General features: G+C 70.0%; 14 protein-coding genes and 1 pseudogene. 10 read left to right on the forward strand and 5 right to left on the reverse strand.

What is annotated here, in order from left to right:
- The first annotated feature begins 13 nt into the window (after positions 1-13).
- The 4 genes from D466_RS20900 to D466_RS0106800 all read left to right on the forward strand — a co-directional run bounded on the left by D466_RS20900 (position 14) and on the right by D466_RS0106800 (position 6,126).
- A complete protein-coding gene (locus D466_RS20900; RefSeq protein ID WP_156004091.1) occupies positions 14-3,409 on the forward strand; it encodes a hypothetical protein in 3,396 nt (1,131 codons plus the stop codon).
- 251 nt (positions 3,410-3,660) lie between these two features.
- Positions 3,661-5,016, forward strand: a complete 1,356-nt coding sequence (locus tag D466_RS0106790; protein WP_026284982.1) for a hypothetical protein — start codon at positions 3,661-3,663, stop codon at positions 5,014-5,016.
- Positions 5,017-5,203: 187 nt separating this feature from the next.
- On the forward strand, positions 5,204-5,719 hold the full coding sequence (locus D466_RS0106795) for a DsrE family protein (RefSeq protein WP_018912961.1): 516 nt from the start codon (positions 5,204-5,206) through the stop codon (positions 5,717-5,719).
- 95 nt (positions 5,720-5,814) lie between these two features.
- Positions 5,815-6,126, forward strand: a complete 312-nt coding sequence (locus D466_RS0106800; protein WP_018912962.1) for an MTH1187 family thiamine-binding protein — start codon at positions 5,815-5,817, stop codon at positions 6,124-6,126.
- Positions 6,127-6,196: 70 nt separating this feature from the next.
- Here the strand turns inward: D466_RS0106800 and D466_RS24695 are convergent, their stop codons facing one another.
- A complete protein-coding gene (locus D466_RS24695; protein WP_018912963.1) occupies positions 6,197-6,487 on the reverse strand; it encodes a PIN domain-containing protein in 291 nt (96 codons plus the stop codon).
- A 130-nt stretch (positions 6,488-6,617) separates the two neighbouring features.
- A pseudogene (locus tag D466_RS25095) lies at positions 6,618-6,854 on the reverse strand (type II toxin-antitoxin system Phd/YefM family antitoxin); the annotation flags it as partial.
- 82 nt (positions 6,855-6,936) lie between these two features.
- Here D466_RS25095 and D466_RS0106810 point away from each other — a divergent pair.
- From D466_RS0106810 to D466_RS0106815, 3 genes are read left to right on the forward strand one after another with little or no spacing between them, the layout of a single operon-like run.
- Positions 6,937-7,779 carry a hypothetical protein gene (locus tag D466_RS0106810; RefSeq protein ID WP_018912964.1) on the forward strand — a complete coding sequence of 281 codons (843 nt, stop codon included), beginning with the start codon at positions 6,937-6,939 and terminating at the stop codon, positions 7,777-7,779.
- On the forward strand, positions 7,773-7,925 hold the full coding sequence (locus D466_RS24430) for a hypothetical protein (RefSeq protein ID WP_196803438.1): 153 nt from the start codon (positions 7,773-7,775) through the stop codon (positions 7,923-7,925). The genes D466_RS0106810 and D466_RS24430 overlap by 7 nt, the downstream gene beginning before the upstream one ends.
- Positions 7,922-8,296 (forward strand): hypothetical protein, encoded by a 375-nt coding sequence (locus D466_RS0106815; protein ID WP_018912965.1) that lies wholly within the window; start codon positions 7,922-7,924, stop codon positions 8,294-8,296. The genes D466_RS24430 and D466_RS0106815 overlap by 4 nt, the downstream gene beginning before the upstream one ends.
- A 51-nt stretch (positions 8,297-8,347) precedes the next feature.
- On the opposite strand, the gene D466_RS0106820 is transcribed toward D466_RS0106815, so the two are convergent.
- Entirely contained in the window at positions 8,348-9,235 is an 888-nt protein-coding gene (locus tag D466_RS0106820; protein ID WP_018912966.1) for an oxygenase MpaB family protein, read from the reverse strand.
- A gap of 54 nt (positions 9,236-9,289) precedes the next feature.
- Positions 9,290-9,709, reverse strand: coding sequence for a VOC family protein (locus tag D466_RS0106825; protein WP_018912967.1), 420 nt, complete (start codon positions 9,707-9,709; stop codon positions 9,290-9,292).
- Positions 9,710-9,988: 279 nt separating this feature from the next.
- Between D466_RS0106825 and D466_RS0106830 the strand changes: the two genes are divergently transcribed.
- Complete coding sequence (locus D466_RS0106830; RefSeq protein WP_018912968.1) at positions 9,989-10,783, forward strand: enoyl-CoA hydratase/isomerase family protein; 795 nt, start codon at positions 9,989-9,991, stop codon at positions 10,781-10,783.
- 22 nt (positions 10,784-10,805) lie between these two features.
- Positions 10,806-11,981, forward strand: a complete 1,176-nt coding sequence (locus tag D466_RS0106835) for an acetyl-CoA C-acetyltransferase (RefSeq protein ID WP_018912969.1) — start codon at positions 10,806-10,808, stop codon at positions 11,979-11,981.
- A 57-nt stretch (positions 11,982-12,038) separates the two neighbouring features.
- Here D466_RS0106835 and D466_RS0106840 read toward each other — a convergent pair whose 3' ends face one another.
- On the reverse strand, positions 12,039-12,959 hold the full coding sequence (locus D466_RS0106840) for a LysR family transcriptional regulator (protein ID WP_196803439.1): 921 nt from the start codon (positions 12,957-12,959) through the stop codon (positions 12,039-12,041).
- A gap of 148 nt (positions 12,960-13,107) precedes the next feature.
- Between D466_RS0106840 and D466_RS0106845 the strand changes: the two genes are divergently transcribed.
- Positions 13,108-14,664 carry a CoA-acylating methylmalonate-semialdehyde dehydrogenase gene (locus D466_RS0106845; RefSeq protein ID WP_156004095.1) on the forward strand — a complete coding sequence of 519 codons (1,557 nt, stop codon included), beginning with the start codon at positions 13,108-13,110 and terminating at the stop codon, positions 14,662-14,664.
- Positions 14,665-14,828 lie beyond the last annotated feature (164 nt).

The raw sequence follows: 14,828 nt of genomic DNA on the forward strand, positions 1-14,828 counted from the left end.
CATGGAGCCGATGATGAAGCAGCCGCAAGCCATCCTGCGCGCGGTCCTCGCGGGGGCGCTCAGCGCGGCGCTGGCCGCGGGGCCATGGTCGGTTCCCGTCGCGCTGGCCGCGAGCGCCACGCAGCGCCCGCAGGTGGTGATCGCGCTGGGCAACTCGGAATCGATGGACGGCGACCTCAGCGGCGCCATCATGACCGGCTCGGGGCAACTGCCCGACGGCCTGAGCAGCCTGTACAACAGCAGCTCGCCGGTGAACTACGTGGTGCCTTCGGGCTTCACGCCGCCGGTGACCCCCACGCAGACCGCCTCGGCCCCGTACACCGTGTCCTCCGGCGGCCTGCTGTACGACAACAGCGCCAGCCGGCTCAACGTGGCCAAGGCCGGCATCCTGACCGTGCTGAACCAGTACCTGCCCAGCATGGACTTCGCGCTGGAGAGCTACAGCACCTCGGGCCTGTCCCGCTACACCACCTGGGTGTACTACATGTCGCCCAGCGGGGGCTTCGGCTTCGCCAACGCGTTGCCCGCCAACGGTTTCACCTCCTACGCTGCCTACCAGTCCTTCGTGGCCGCCAACCAGGCGGCCGGCACGACGCCCAGCCCCGCGCCGACGCGCTGGGTGAACAACCCCTGCAACAACTACGCCAACGCCTCGTCGTCGGTGAACACCTACTGCACGTCCATCGCCAATCTCTATGGCGCGGACACGCTGTCGGACAACGCCTACATGCAGATCGCCGCCTCCAGCGACGACCCCAGCGTCAACGACGTGCTGTACGCCGGCGGCCTGGCGGGCGTGGGCGTGGCCTACGGCGGGCCTTCGCCGTCGAACCCCTTCACCTACTACAGCCTGTCGCAATACAACGCGAGCCTGAACAACATCCAGTCGACATATTCCAATTCCTATCCCTCGGCCGTGGCGCGCACCACCACCCCGACCAACGCCGGCTACATCCCCTTCTCCCCGCAGGTGATGTACGCGCAGCGCGGCTTTGGCTACGGCGCCAGCCAGAGCGCGACCACCGGCAAGACCGTGGTGGCGATGAGCAGCAACCTGGACAGCCTCACGCCGGGCTCGTCGAGCTTCACCACCACGCTGAACTCCGACACCTCGCTGTTCCAGACCGCGCTGGCGGCCGAGACCAACAGCACCGGCACCGGGGAGATCAAGGCCTCGGCCGGGCAGGCCACCACCGCCGGGCTGATCCAGGGCGCCGGCAAGCTGCTGGGCTCGCTCACCGCCTCTTGCGCCGGGCAGTACGTGATCCTGGTCACCGACGGGCTTCCGACCATGGACCTGAGCGGCAACAACTGGCCGCCGCTGGGCAGCGCCGCCGGCCAGGGCTACGGCGTGAAGGCGGCCTTCTACGGCGTGGCCGGCAATTCCTCCTACGGCATCGTCGACGACTCCTCCAACGGCGGCGGCGCGATCGGCGCGCTGGACACCGCCAACACCAACGACCAGGCGCTGATCGACACCATCACGGCCATCCAGGCGCTGGCCAACAAAGGCATCAAGACCTACGTCATCGGCCTCGGCGCGGGCGTCGACTCCACCGCCAACCCGGCCGCCTACTACGCGCTCAACGCCATGGCCCTGGCCGGCGGCACCGCGCACGAGTATCCGGCCAGCAACGTGCCGGCCTTCAGCTCGGCGCTGAGCAGCATCGCCGCCTCCATCTTCGGCGACGTCATCGCGGCCGCGCCGGCGGTGCCCGGCTACGTGCAAAGCGGCTCGCTGGCCTACCTGCTGGCCTCGAACAACGTCTACGGCAGCGAGCAGGGCTATCTGGACGCCTTCTCCACCGACGCCAACGGCAACGTCTCGACCAATCCGGCCTGGCAACTGCAGATGACCAAGGCGCAGCGCCAGACCGGCCTGCTGACCGACCAGGGCAGCGGCACCGGGGTGTCGCTGCTGGCCAACCAGGCGGCCTCGGCCTTCGGAAACCCGAGCAGCCCGACGGCGCAGACCATCATCGACTACACCGTCGACCCCTCGACCAGCAGCGGACAGTACCTGGCCGGGCGGGTCAGCGGCAGTTTCCTGGGCACCGTCAGCTCCCAGGCGGACAAGCCGGTGATCCTCAGCCGGCCGAACAACCCGAACTTCATCGGAAGTTCGACCTACCGCAGCTTCGCGCAGCTCAACTCCGCGCGCTCGCCGCTGGTGCTGTTCACGACCAACGACGGTTTCCTGTACGCCATCTCCGCCGCCGGAACCTTGCAGTGGGGCTGGATGCCCTCGGTGCTGCTGCCGCAACTGCAGAACTACAGCACCTTCCAGTCCACCAACCCGATGAGCGGCGGCTTCGCCACCGTGGACAGCGCCGACGCCAGCGGCAACTGGGCCACCTACGTGGTCGGCACCGCGCAGAACGGCGCGCTGCACTACGACCTGCAACTCAGCAGCTGCAGCTCGTCCACCGCCGCCTGCACGCCCGCCATCACCAAGGTGTGGTTCGACCAGCAAAGCGGTTACACCTCGCCGCCGCAGGCCGCGCCCCAGGCGCCGGCCATCTGGTGGGACGCCAACAACGTCGCCTACGCCTACTACTTCACCACCTCGGGCTCGAGCTCGTATCTCAACGTCAAGCGCCTGTACGACGGCTCCACCAGCAGCGCCAAGCTGAGTTTCACGCCCTCGTCGACCAGCTACGTCGACGTCGCCGGCGGCAAGCTCTACGTGGGTGACACCGCCGGCAAGGTCTGGTCCTTCGATCTCACCACGGGCAGCACCGCGAGCAAGGTCACCGGGCCCACGCTGGTCGGCACCGTGCCCAACGAGACCGGCGCCGGGGCCATTCGCTACCTCGGCCTGGCGCAGACCTCCAGCGGCATCTACCTGTGGGCCACCAACGACCACCAGGTGACGGTGTTCAAGTTCACCGGCGGCGCCATCAGCACCAGCACCACCGGCTGGACCACCTGGTGGTGGTCCTCCACCGCCGGCTCGGGCTATTTCGCGAGCACGGCGCTGACCAGCACCACCAGCAACCCCGGCGTGAGCTCGACCAATGCACCCTATTGGCTGGACAGCGGCAGCACCATCACCGACAGCTCGGCGGTGGAGGCTTCCACGCTCATTGTCCCGGTCACCATCACCCCGCAGGCCTCCTGTGGCATCTCCACCGCGCAATACGACTTCTTCGACCTCGCCGCGGGCACGTTCCCGCAGAACAAGTTCTACGACGCGAACCGCAACTACCTGAGCTCCAACCCGGTGATCGGGCTGGGCACGGCCTTCGCCCCGGCACTGTCCCAGAACGGAAACGGCGCGGCCATCGTCTACGGCACCGCGTCGCAGAACACCCAGGGCAAGATCGGCTTCCAGGTCGCCGCCACCAGCGGCCTGCACGTGGGCCCCGGCGTGGTCGGCTGGCAGCCGCTGTGGATGACCCAGCCGTGATTTCCCGGACAGGGTTTACCAGAAAATAGTCATCAACAATCAGCATTCATCGGAAAAACTGCTAAGACCTAGCGAACAAATCACGTTGACACAGCCCCTGATCTGAAAAATCATCGCCCCCTGATATTCATACATGTACATGTATGAAAGATGCGCGGATGCCACTCGAAGCGGCGCCGCCATGCCGATGCCCTACTGGGCATCGGCCCACCGGCCAGAGAGCCGAATGCGACAACCAAGGGGGAGGGGACATGAACAAACGAGGGACCATGCGTGCCCGCGGGGCGGCCTTGGCCGCCGGGGCCATGTTGTGGTGCGCGGGCGCGCACGCCGCCAACTGGTTCGAGATCCAGGGCGTCTCGCCGCCGGGCTGGGGCAAGGCGCATTTCAGCGGCTGGGTGGAGCCCGACTACACCGCCAAGCAGGCCGGTACCGCCCGCAACGGCAAGGTGCCCAGGAGCAACCTGGTCGGCCCCGGCTTCGAGCACAGCCAGGAGCTGTCCATCCAGCGCGCCCAACTGGTCGTGGGCGGACGCCTGAACCCGCATGTGGACTACTACGTCGCCGGTGAATTCGGCGACAACGGCTACACCCACGGCGGCAACGGCTATGCGCCCAAGCTGATCGACGGCCACGTGCTGCTCAGCGGCTACGTGCCCGGCGTGCGCGTGGAGGCCGGCATCCTGCGCGCACCCGGGCCGGAGGCCGCGATGGACGGCTACCCCGCCTACAGTTTCATCGCCCTGTTCCCGACCGTGATCGGGCAGCTGATGCAGCCCAGCTTCTACGCCCGTGGCCAGCATTACGCGAGCGCCGGCGCCGGCGGCTACCTGATTCCCTCGGCGTCCATGTCGAGCAACAATGGCTTTCGCTACCCCGGCGTCGAGGCGACCGACTGGTTCCGCCCGCGGCCCAGGCTGGAACTGGCCTACGGGCTGATGCTCGGCGAATACGGCAAGCAGTTCGAGGCCGACACCGGCAACGGGCCCATCCTGGCCGGGCGCGCGCAGGCCTCCTGGCTGTTCGGCGGCGGGCGCGGGGCCTTCCGCAACGACCTCACCGGCTTCGTCTGGTACCAGCAGGCGCGTCCCGAGCTCAACGGCAGCGCCAGCACCCTGCGGCGCAGCGGCCTGGGCGTCACGCTGCGCCAGGGCTACATGGTCCCGGGGGGCCGCAGCCTCAAGGTCGAGGCCATGCAGGGCAGCGGAGACATCGCGGCGCCGTCGCCCTTCGTGCAGGCGCCGGGCCTGCTGCCCGCGCAGGTCGACACCATCGTCTACCCCGGCAGCAACAACACCGCGCACGGCTACTACCTGAGCGCCGGGTTGTTCCTCACCCGCAACATCGAGGTCGACGCGCGCTACGACTACTACGACCGGCTGCCCAACCTCGCCGCGCAGGAGCGTGTGTTCAAGAACCTCGGGGTCGGCGTGCAATACCACTTCTCGCCGCTGACCCGCGTGGTGCTGGACTACTTCTCGCGCCGCGTGGACATCGCGCACCCCGAGGCCATCGGCCCCGCGAACAGCCCCGCGCGGCTGCTCGCGCAGAGCACGGCGGCGGCCATGGGCAACGAACTGGACATGTACGCCATCGTCAGCTTCTGAGCGCCCCCAGGGCCGGGCTGCGCCCAGCCCGCCCCCCGTGGGGGTCAAGAAAACTTGGGGCGGCCCGGCGTTTTCTTGAGAGCTCATGCCCTCCGGGCATGCGGCGTGGCACGGTACGTGCCGCGCTGATCCCCCCGCGATCGCCTCCGCGATCGTCTCCACCCAAGCTTCCACCAGGAACCCCACGATGAATTCCCTGTTTCGCAAGAGCTTGTCCTCGATGCTGGGCTGCGCCGCGCTCGCGCTCGCCGGCCACGCCATGGCCGCCCCGGCGCCGGCCGACCCCATCCACGTCGACATCCCCGTGCCGCTGAAGCACGCGGACGTGGTGTTCAACATGGACCACCGCGCCTTCGTCGGCGACCTGCCGGTGGGCATGAACTACATGCATCTGCTGGCGATGCGCTACGCCAAGGATCACGTCACCGGCAAGATCATCGGCGTGTTCCACGGCGCCGGCGCCTACATGGTGCTCAACGACAAGGCCTACGACGCGGCCCGCCACGTGAAGACCGGCAACCCCTACGCGCCCATCATCGCCTCGCTGCGCAAGCAGGGCGTGCAGATCGAGGAATGCCGCGTGTCCATGATGGCCCACCACTGGGGCAACGCCGACCTGCTTCCCGGGGTGCTGGTCAACGGCGGCGCGGTGGCGCGCCTGATCGAGCTGCAGCAGCAGGGTTACGTGCAGATCCAGCCCTGAGCCCGCGCATTCCATCGCGCGCGCCCGGAAAACCCGGGCGCGCTAGCATGGGCCGGGCCGCGCGCTGGTGCGCGGCAAGCCCGGAGACAGCTGAAATGGTTTTGCTGGAATTCGCGATGGCCCCCGGCGGCAAGGGCGAGAGCGTCAGCCCCTACGTCGCCCGCATCCTCGACGTCATCGACCGCAGCGGGGTGCCTTATCAACTCACGCCCATGGGCACCATCCTGGAAGGCGACTGGGATGGCGTGTTCGGCGTGGTCAAGGCCTGCTTCGAGGAACTCGAACGCGACTGCCCGCGCATTTCCATGAACCTCAAGATGGACTACCGCCAGGGCGAGCAAAGCCGCATGGCCTCGAAGATCGACGCCGTCGAGCGCAAGCTGGGGCGTTCGCTCAGCACGGGTTGAGGGCGCTGGCTGCCGGCGATAGCGCCCTAGCTAGCCCGTACGGCAGGACGATCGCGAGCCGGAGCCGTTGTCAGTTCGCCAGAACGTTCACTGCGAGGGCGCCGGCGGCGCGCTGCAGGCGACCGTCCGCTGTCCACAGGGCGCGACAGTCATGGGTGATCGCGGTAGCCAGGTGCAAGGCGTCGGGTGACTTCAAGCCGAAGCGTGCTCGCAGCTGCGCCGCCTGCAGATACACCTCCTCGGGCATGGCAAGGCCTTCCGGGTTCTCCTGAGCGAAGGCTTGCCGTACGCGCTCGCCGTGTCGGGGGTGATGCTCGAGAACGTACGTCACGAGACACGAGTCGACGATGATCGATCCCATGCCTGACGCTCGTGTTCAATCCCCGATTCGATCTGCTCGGCGTCGCGCCTTGCGTGGCGGGGGGGGGGGGATGTTTGCGCAGCCACGCCAGTACGTCGCGTCGGGATTGCGCGGGAGATTCCACGGGTACCAGGCGAACGGTCGGAACTCCCCGGATCGCGATCACGACCTCCTCACCCTGAACTGCGCGTCGCACCAGTTCGGAGAGGCGAATCTTGGATTCGAGGATGTTGACTTGCATGGCTGGCCTCCTTGTCCGGCTGGACTTTAGGCCCAAGCTGGCCAGGTTGGAGCACGCCGGTCCTGGCGTGTACCGGGTGGGAGGGCCACCAGGGCCGGAATCCCCAGGCGGTTCTTGCCATTGCATTGCAAGGGGAATTCGGGAAACTCACCCGTTCTAGGCTGGATGAGTCAGCGGCAGACCGAGCCGCGCAACGCAACCATCTGCCATGCCTACGCTACTGATGTGCCCCTATGGTTCCGACGTGCAATCCCTCAGGCGCTGGCACGATGTGCCCGAGGGCAGCCTGCGTGATTCCTGGGGCCTCGAGCCCCGTTTGCTGTCGCCGAAGCTTCCGTACCTGCTCGGTTCCGACCACGGTGAGGATGAGAGGGATTACTGCAGCACGCTTGCCCCGTACGGCGGCCTGCTGTGCGACATGTGCCAGGACTTCGGGAGTCCCGCGACGGTGGCCCTGGCTGAGCTTACCTCTGACTTTCAACGCTACGCATCGACCGGATTGGCCGGTGGCGGCTCTGTCGCCGACGTGTACCGCAAGCGCGTTGGGCGGTTCCTCGGCGCGATGCGGAGTCACCAGGAGGCCATTGACGCGTATCACCGCGCCACACGCAGGGGGGCGCCAGAGGGGCCGCCGCGAAACGCGGCGCGCGCAGCACTGCAGCGTACGGGCGATGAACTCAACCAGATGTTCCGGCAGGAGCTTGGGCAACTGACAAAAACCTGGTCTCCGCGCACCACGATGCTGGTGTCCGGTCGCGTCGTGGTGCCGGATCGTGTGCGCCAGAAGCCGAAGATCTCGCGTCTGGACGTGCGCTCACGAACGGAGGCCTGGATGCTGACCAAGCTGGGGACCAGTGCCAAGTACCTGAGCCGAGGGTTCCTGGTCATCGATCTGGGCATCCGCGTGCAGAGGGTCAATGCGGTGAGCGACAGTGGGGGGACTGGCATCGGCAAGCGGCAATCGAGGCGGCCGGGTTTGGTGGGGCCCTGGTCGCGAGCAGCGTGGGTGTCGAGATCGGCGCCAGTGTGCTCACCACGGTCGCGATGCTGACCCCCGCGGGATGGGTACTGATCGTCGCGGGCCTGGCCGTCGCTGGCGTTGTCGCGGCAGGAAGTATCGCTGGTGGCAACGCGCTGGAAGGGCTGGTCCGCGAGCATTACGACCAGATCGTGGCATTTCCGAGAACTCTGCCATGAGCCGCGATGCATGGGCCTTCTATCTGCTCGTCCTGGTTTTGGCGGGGCTGGTGCTCAGTTTGGTCTTGTTCAGCATGTTCGCGTTGCTCACGGTGCGAAAGCTGTGGAACAACCCTCAGACGCGATCACGGCTGGGCATGTCCGTGCTTCCGGGAGGGGCGCTCGTGAACGTCGCGGGAGCCATGACCATGCCGCGGGCCTTCACGCGTTGGGGCCGCAGGGGGCCGGTGAGCGATCTGTTCGCCGATTGCGACGCTCTGTACGCCCACACGAACCTGTTCGATCGTTGCCTCGGGCGGGCTTGCTTTGTGGTTCTCCATGTCACCGCCGTGGTGTTGGCGGTCCTGACTGCGATGCGTTACCTCGCCTGAACATTCGCGGGTCGAGGGGCGAGCCCTGCGTCCAGGCCTGCGCAGTTCCCCTCAACCGCGTCCCATGCGCCGGCGGGCGTGCGCGGCCACGCCGTCCTTCAGCGCCCAGCGCAGCGGCTGGGCGAGTACGCGGATGCCGGCGCGCAGCGCCTCGCGGCGCAGCGGCGAGGGGGCGGGAAGCTGCATCATCGGGTAGGCCCAGTCGGGCAGTTCGTGCAGCGCGGCCTGCACGAACAGCTGCTGCATCCCGGGCGGGGCGTTGGCCGCCGGCATGTCGCGCAGCAGGTCCAGCACGAAGCGGGAGCGCTCGGAGAACTCGAGTTCTCCGCGGTAGGCGAGCAGGTCCTCGCGCGCCTGCCGCTCGCTGCGGGCGATGCGCGCCTGGGGCAGTTCCCCTTCCGCGCAGCCCAGCGCCAGGGGAATGCGGGCCATTTCCTCGAAGTAGCGGTCGCGCCGTGCCGGCTCCATGCCGGGGTCGACGAACACGCGGTGGGCCTGCAGGAAACTCCAGGTCTCGCTCAGGTGCACCCAGTACAGCAGGCGCGGGTCGTCGGCACGGTAGGCGCGGCCGTCGGGGTGCTGCCCGCGCACCTGTTCGTGGATCGCGCGCACCCTGGCCAGCGCCTGCTCGGCCATGGCCGTGGAGCCGTAGCTGGTCTCGGCGATGAAGCGCGCGGTGCGCGCCAGGCGGCCGCGCAGGTCCTGGCGGAAGCTGGAGTGGTCCCACACGCCGGCCAGGGCCAGCGGGTGCAGCGCCTGCAGCAGCAGCGCGCCGATGCCCCCGACCATCATCGCAGGGAAATCCGCGTGCACCTTCCAGGTCTGGGAATCGGGCCCGAACAGGCCCGGGTCGCCCGGGGGTTGCAGGTACTGCAGCGGCGCGCGCCCGTCGCCGCCGGCGACGATGCGCACGCGGCGCCGCAAGGCTTCACGCAACATGGCGCGCGGGGACCGGGACGTGCAAGGGGCAGGGGGGCCTGGCGTGCCGCGGGCTTACCAGCTGCCCACGTTGGGCATGTCGGTCCAGGGCTTGGCGGGGGCCAGGGCCTCGCCCTTTTGCAGCAGCTCGATGGAAATCTGGTCGGGCGAGCGCACGAAGGCCATGCGGCCGTCGCGCGGCGGACGCAGGATGGTCACGCCGTGGGATTGCAGGCGCGCGCAGGTTTCGTAGATGTCGTCCACCGCGTAGGCGATGTGGCCGAAGTTGCGCCCGCCGGTGTAGGTCTCCGGGTCCCAGTTGTAGGTCAGCTCGACCTGCGCGTCCTCGTCGCCGGGCGCGGCCAGGTAGACCAGGGTGAAGCGGCCCTGCTGGCTTTCCATGCGCCGAATTTCGTGCAGGCCCAGCGCGTCGCGGTAGAAGGCCAGGGAGACGTCGAGGTCGGCCACGCGGACCATCGTGTGCAGGTATTTCATCGGGAGTCTCGAAGGGTGGGGGGAGGCCCGTGCGCAGGGCGCGCGGGCGGGATCGGGTTCCGGGAGGAAATCCTAGTCCACTGCGTCAGGGAAATGGCACCCCCCGTGTGGCCCCAGGCCTGCCCAATCAAGGCGCAGGGCACAGCCGGGTCCGGGCACCCGGCGAAGACCTGCAACGCCGAGTGGGCAGGCCTGGGGCCACACCCGCAGGGCTCCGAGACTTGCGGGGCGAGCCCGCCGTCCCGTACGCTGGGGCGCATCGAACTCCCGTACCTTCCGATGAGCTCCGAAGCTTCTTCTTCTCCGGTCCGCCTGCAGCGCGAGGGCGCCGTGGCCGTGCTGGAACTGAACCGTCCACAGGCGCTGAACGTGGTGGACCTGCCCACCGCGCGCGCCTTCCTGGCGGCCTGCCGCGAACTCTCCGCCGACGCCTCGGTGCGCGCGGTGCTGCTGTGCGGCGCCGGGCGCAGTTTCGGGGTCGGCGGCGACTTGCGCGCGATGGCTGCCGGCGACGCCGCCACGGTGGCGGGGGAACTGATCGACGCGCTGCACGAATCGGTGCAGCGCCTGGCCGCGCTGGACGCGCCGGTGGTGGCCGCGCTGCAGGGCGTGGTGGCCGGCGGCAGCTGGAGCCTGGCGCTGGCGGCGGACCTGGCCGTGGCCTCCGACGACGCGGTGTTCACGCTGGCCTACGCGCAGATCGGCGCCAGTTGCGACGTGAACGCCTCGTGGGCTCTGCCGCGCATGGTCGGCCTGCGCAGGGCGCTGCAGATCGCGCTGCTGGGCGAACGCCTGGACGCAGCGCAGGCGCTGCAGCTGGGTCTGGTCAACCGCGTGGTACCGGCGGCGCAGCTGCGCGAGCAGGCCCTGGCGCTGGCGCAACAGCTGGCCCAGGGGCCGACGCTGGCCTACGGGCGGCTCAAGCGCCTGATGCGCGAATCCCTGGAGCATTCGCTGGGCGGCCAGCTCGAGCGCGAGCGCCAGGCCTTCCTGCAGGGCACGCGCACGCAGGATTTCGCGCAGGGCGTGGCGGCCTTCCTGGACAAGCGCCCGCCCGGCTTCGAAGGGTGCTAGCAGCTTGCCAAGGAGCCGAACCATGCCCCAGGCCTACATCGTTCACGCGCTGCGCACCGCCGGAGGCCGGCGCGGCGGGCGCCTTTCGGGCTGGCACCCGGTGGATCTGGCGGCGGCCGTGGTGGACGCGCTGGTCGAGCGCAGCGGGGCGGACCCCGGCTGCATCGACGACGTGATCGTGGGCTGCGTGTCGCAGGCGGGCGAGCAGTCCACCAACGTGGGGCGCAACGTGGTGCTGGCGTCCAGGCTTCCCGAGACCGTGCCGGGCACCACGGTGGACCGCCAGTGCGGCTCCTCGCAGCAGGCGATCCATTTCGCGGCGCAGGCGGTGATGTCCGGCGCCATGGACGTGGTGGTGGCCGCCGGCGTGGAAAGCATGAGCCGGGTGCCCATGGGCCTGCCGCACAGCCTGCCGGCGCGCGAGGGCCTGGGCAGCTATCTCAGCCCGCGCATCCGGCAGCGCTACGGCGTGGACGAGTTCAGCCAGTTCCGCGGCGCCGAGGCCATCGCGCAGCGCTACGGCTTCACCCGCGAGCAGCTCGACGCCTACGCGTTGCAAAGCCACGTGCGCGCGGCGCGGGCGGCGGCCGGCGGAGCCTTCGACGCCGAGATCCTGCCGCTGCCGGGGCGCCTGCCCGACGGCACCGAGGGACCCGCGCACACGCGCGACGAGGGCGTGCGCGCCGACGCCAGCGCGCAGGCGCTGGCGGGCCTGAAGGCCCTGCGCGATGGCGGGGTGATCACCGCCGGCAACGCCAGCCAGATCTGCGACGGCGCGGCCGCGGTGCTGGTGGCCAACGAGCAGGGCCTGCGCGCGCTGGGGGCCGAGCCGCTGGCGCGCATCCACCACATGAGCGTGCTGGGCGGCGACCCGGTGGTCATGCTGCTGGCGCCGCTGGAGGCCACGCGCCGCGCCCTGCGGCGCAGCGGCCTGGCGCTGGAGGACATCGGGCTGTACGAGGTCAACGAGGCCTTCGCGCCGGTGCCGCTGGCCTGGGCGCGCGAGCTGGACGCCGACCCGGCGCGCCTGAACGCGCACGGCGGCGCGATCGCGCTGGGACACCCGCTGGGGGCCTCGGGCGCGCGCCTGATGAGCACGCTGGTGCACGGGCTGCGCCGGCACGGCGCGCGCTACGGGCTGCAGACCATGTGCGAGGGCGGGGGCATGGCCAACGTGACCCTCGTGGAGCGCCTTTGAAGCGAGCCCCGGGCGGGGGCCGCGCAGGGACCGCGCAGGGATCGTGAAGGATGGGGTTCAGGGGCTTGCCGGGCGGCGCCAGGCGCGGCGGATGGCCTGCCAGGCCAGTTCCACCGCGGCGCGCTCGCGCTGGGCTTCGAGGCAGACGAAGCGCAGGTCGCAGGGCAGTTCCACGCGGTCGGCGATGACCAGGCCTTCGCGCTGGCTTTCGCGCATGGCCACCGCGTCGCGCGCCAGCGAGAGCCCGACCCCGGAGCGCACCAGCGCCAGCATGGAGGCCTCCTGGTCCACCAGCGCCACGCGGTTCTGCTGCAGCCCCAGCGGTTCCAGGGCCGCCTGCAGCAGGCGCGAATGCACCGAGTGCTGCGGCGTGAGCACCCAGGGCAGGCGCACCAGGTCGGCCCAGCCGCGGCCCTGTACCTGCGGCCCCCAGCCGGCAGGGGCGATCACGCGGTAGGCGAAGCGGGCCAGCACCTCGTCGCGGAAGGGCCCGGGCTGGCGGCGCGCGGCGCCGGAGGCCCCTTCGTTGGGGTCGCCCAGGTAGTAGCCCACGTCGATGCTGCGGGCCTGCAGGCGCTCCAGCACCTCGCCGCTGACCCCATGCTGGAGCTCGGGCTCGAGCTCGGGGGCCAGCGCGACGAGTTCGCGCAGGAAGGCGCCCAGGCGGGTGAACTCGGGGTCGAGGATGGTGCCGATGCGCAGCGGGCCGCGCACCGCGCCCTTGACCCGCTGGGCCGCCTGCTCGAACTCGGCCAGGCCTTCGAGCGCGCGCTCGGCGTGGCTGAGCAGCGAGGCGCCCTCGCGGGTGAGCAGCATGCCGCTGGCGGTGCGCTGGAACAGTTCCACGCCCAGGCGCTCGCCGAGTTCGCGCAGTTGCAGGCTGACCGCCGGCTGGCTGCGGTGCAGGCGCTCGGCGGCGCGCGAGACGTGGCCTTCGCGCGCGACCGCGACGAAGGCCTGCAGCAGGCGGGGGTCGATGGAGCGGCTCATGGATGCGGGGCGCCCGGAGGCGGAGCATTATTAGCGGAGCTTATAACACTGGCGTGGCATCCTCATTGGAAGTCCAGCGCAGCGAGCACTAGGCTTGGGAGAGTTGCCCTACCCAGCCGATCAGGAGTCCATGACCATGAACAAAGCCCGCGAACCCGGCGTCGCCGACGCTGCCTCCAGCACCCAGGCCGGAGGCCTGCCCCTGGTGGCCAACCACATCGGCGGCAAGATCGTGGCGCCGGCCGGCGGGCGCCGCCAGGCTGTGAGCAACCCGGCGCTGGGCGAGGCCTGCGCCGAGGTGGTGCTGTCCGGCGCCGCCGACGTGGATGCCGCGGTGGCGGCCGCGCGCGCCGCCTTCCCGGCCTGGGCGGCCACGCCGCCGCTGCGCCGTGCGCGGCTCATGAACCGCCTGCTGGCGCTGTTCAACGAGCACAAGCAGGAGCTCGGCGCCGCCATCACCCGCGAGCACGGCAAGGTGCTGTCGGACGCCGTGGGCGAGGTCGAGCGCGGTATCGAGATCATTGAGTTCGCCTGTGGCATCCCGCAGTTGCTCAAGGGCGACTACACCGAGCAGGTGGCCGGCGGCATCGACAACTGGACCATGCGCCAGCCGCTGGGCGTGGTGGCGGGGGTGACGCCCTTCAACTTCCCGGTGATGGTGCCGGCGTGGATGTACCCGGTGGCGCTGGCCACGGGCAACACCTTCGTGCTCAAGCCCAGTCCGCTGGACCCGTCGCCGTCGCTGATGATGGCCGAGCTGGTCCGCGAGGCGGGTTTCCCGGACGGTGTGTTCAACGTGGTGCAAGGCGACAAGGAGGCGGTGGAGGCGCTGCTGCACCACCCGGACGTGCAGGCTCTGTCCTTCGTGGGCTCCACGCCGGTGGCGCAGTCCATCTACGAGACGGGCGCGCGCCACGGCAAGCGGGTGCAGGCCCTGGGCGGCGCGAAGAATCACCTGATCGTGATGCCCGATGCCGACGTGGACAAGGCGGTGGACGCGCTGATCGGCGCCGCCTTCGGCTCGGCCGGCGAGCGCTGCATGGCCATCTCGGTGGCGGTGCTGGTGGGCTCGGCGGCGGAGCGGGTGATGCCGCAGCTGATCGAGCGCGCGCGCGCCTTGCGCATCGGCCCGGGGACCGACGCGGCCAGCGAGATGGGGCCGATCGTCACCGCCGCTGCGCGCCAGCGCATCCTCGGCGCCATCGACGCCGGCGAGGCGGCCGGCGCCAGGCTGGTGGTGGACGGGCGGGGTTTCCGCGCGCCGGGGCACGAGAAGGGCTTTTTCCTGGGGGCCACGGTGTTCGACCAGGTGCGTCCCGACATGGCGCTGTACCGCGAGGAGATCTTCGGGCCCGTGCTGGCCTGCGTACGCGTGGACAGCTTCGAGCAGGCGCTGGAGCTGATCAACGCCCACGAGTTCGGCAACGGCGTGTCGCTCTACACCAGCGATGGCGGCGTGGCGCGCGAGTTCGCGCGCCGCGTGCAGGTGGGCATGGTGGGGGTGAACGTGCCGATTCCGGTGCCCATGTCCTGGCACGGTTTCGGCGGCTGGAAGCGCAGCCTGTTCGGCGACACGCATGTCTACGGCGAGGAGGGCGTGCGCTTCTACACCCGCCAGAAGAGTGTGATGCAGCGCTGGCCGGATTCCATCGCCAAGGGCGCCGAATTCGCGATGCCCAACGCAAGGGCGTGAGGTTGCCCCCTCCGTCGCCGGGGGCGGCCCCGGCTCCGTCCCCCCGAGGGGGACGCACCCCGCCTTGGGACGGCCCTGCGGCGGGTGTGCTCTTGGCAGCGGGGCGTGGTGCAGGAAGGGGCCGCGTCGGGCGGGGTGGGAAAGCCGCCGTGCCTTGCGGCGGG

It is taken from the genome of Thiomonas sp. FB-6 (assembly GCF_000377645.1).
GTDB lineage: Bacteria > Pseudomonadota > Gammaproteobacteria > Burkholderiales > Burkholderiaceae_C > Thiomonas_A.

Bases quoted from the DNA above. Each gene is read 5' to 3' on its own strand.
- D466_RS24695 (WP_018912963.1), bottom strand. From the start codon at position 6,487: ATGGGATCGATCATCGTCGACTCGTGTCTCGTGACGTACGTTCTCGAG.
- D466_RS24430 (WP_196803438.1), top strand. From the start codon at position 7,773: ATGCTGACCCCCGCGGGATGGGTACTGATCGTCGCGGGCCTGGCCGTC.
- D466_RS0106810 (WP_018912964.1), top strand. From the start codon at position 6,937: ATGCCTACGCTACTGATGTGCCCCTATGGTTCCGACGTGCAATCCCTC.
- D466_RS0106830 (WP_018912968.1), top strand. From the start codon at position 9,989: ATGAGCTCCGAAGCTTCTTCTTCTCCGGTCCGCCTGCAGCGCGAGGGC.
- D466_RS0106800 (WP_018912962.1), top strand. From the start codon at position 5,815: ATGGTTTTGCTGGAATTCGCGATGGCCCCCGGCGGCAAGGGCGAGAGC.
- D466_RS20900 (WP_156004091.1), top strand. From the start codon at position 14: ATGAAGCAGCCGCAAGCCATCCTGCGCGCGGTCCTCGCGGGGGCGCTC.
- D466_RS0106845 (WP_156004095.1), top strand. From the start codon at position 13,108: ATGAACAAAGCCCGCGAACCCGGCGTCGCCGACGCTGCCTCCAGCACC.
- D466_RS0106790 (WP_026284982.1), top strand. From the start codon at position 3,661: ATGAACAAACGAGGGACCATGCGTGCCCGCGGGGCGGCCTTGGCCGCC.
- D466_RS0106835 (WP_018912969.1), top strand. From the start codon at position 10,806: ATGCCCCAGGCCTACATCGTTCACGCGCTGCGCACCGCCGGAGGCCGG.
- D466_RS0106795 (WP_018912961.1), top strand. From the start codon at position 5,204: ATGAATTCCCTGTTTCGCAAGAGCTTGTCCTCGATGCTGGGCTGCGCC.
- D466_RS0106825 (WP_018912967.1), bottom strand. From the start codon at position 9,709: ATGAAATACCTGCACACGATGGTCCGCGTGGCCGACCTCGACGTCTCC.
- D466_RS0106815 (WP_018912965.1), top strand. From the start codon at position 7,922: ATGAGCCGCGATGCATGGGCCTTCTATCTGCTCGTCCTGGTTTTGGCG.
- D466_RS0106820 (WP_018912966.1), bottom strand. From the start codon at position 9,235: ATGTTGCGTGAAGCCTTGCGGCGCCGCGTGCGCATCGTCGCCGGCGGC.